The 765-nt window shown below is 71.6% G+C and carries 1 protein-coding gene and 1 pseudogene; both read left to right on the top strand.

Going from position 1 to position 765, the window contains the following annotated elements:
• Nucleotides 1-514 (top strand): annotated as a pseudogene (locus tag F8274_RS30770) (peptidase M23); the annotation flags it as partial.
• 90 nt (nt 515-604) lie between these two features.
• The gene (locus tag F8274_RS31530; protein ID WP_192580061.1) at nt 605-751 is read left to right on the top strand and encodes a hypothetical protein; all 147 of its coding nucleotides are present in this window, start codon (nt 605-607) and stop codon (nt 749-751) included.
• The last annotated feature ends 14 nt before the right edge of the window (nt 752-765 follow it).

The raw sequence follows: 765 nt of genomic DNA, 5'->3' as shown, positions 1-765 counted from the left end.
GCCAGCCCCCAGCGCCTCCCCCTCGGCCAGCCCGTCGGTGACCGCGAAGCCGAAGGCCAAACCCAAGCCGCGCCCGATCGTCCCGGTCGCCGGCCTGGATCAGACCCAGATGAACAACGCCAAGAAGATCGTGCAGGCCGGCCGGGAGATGGGCGTGCCGCGTCGCGGCCTGGTCATCGCGGTGGCGACCGCCATGCAGGAGAGCACCCTGCTCAACTACGCCAGCGCCGTGCTGCCGGAGTCGCAGAACTACCCGCACCAGGCCATCGGCTGGGACCACGACTCGGTCGGGCTGTTCCAGCAGCGGCCGAGCAGCGGCTGGGGCACCGTCGAGGAGCTCATGGACCCGGAGTACGCCACCAAGGCGTTCCTCTCCGCCCTCGAGGAGATCCCCGGCTGGCAGGACCTGCCGCTGGCCGTCGCCGCCCAGGCCGTCCAGGTGTCCGCGTTCCCCGACGCGTACGCCCAGCACGAGTGGCGCGCCAACACGGTGGTGAAGGAAATCCTGGGCTGACGCTCGCCGGGTTGCCGCGGGGCCGGCCCGGGTATCAGGGACTTGCCGGTCCCGGGTACACATGAGGGGGGCCGCGGACAGGAGGACGTCATGTCACTGGTGCAACGACTCACCGCCTTCCTGCGATCGCCCCGCGGTCAGCAGCTGGTGGACCGCGGCCGGCGCGAGCTGGCCAAGCCGGAGAACCAGGCGAAGCTCAAGCAGCTCGCCAACCGGCTGTCGTCCCGCCGGCGCTGACCGCTCCGTCCCCG

The organism is Micromonospora sp. AMSO31t, assembly GCF_008868175.1.
Classification (GTDB): domain Bacteria; phylum Actinomycetota; class Actinomycetes; order Mycobacteriales; family Micromonosporaceae; genus Micromonospora.
This window is presented reverse-complemented; position numbering and strand designations above follow the sequence as displayed.

Coding starts and splice junctions, on each gene's coding strand:
- F8274_RS31530 (WP_192580061.1), top strand. CDS start 605: ATGTCACTGGTGCAACGACTCACCGCCTTCCTGCGATCGCCCCGCGGT.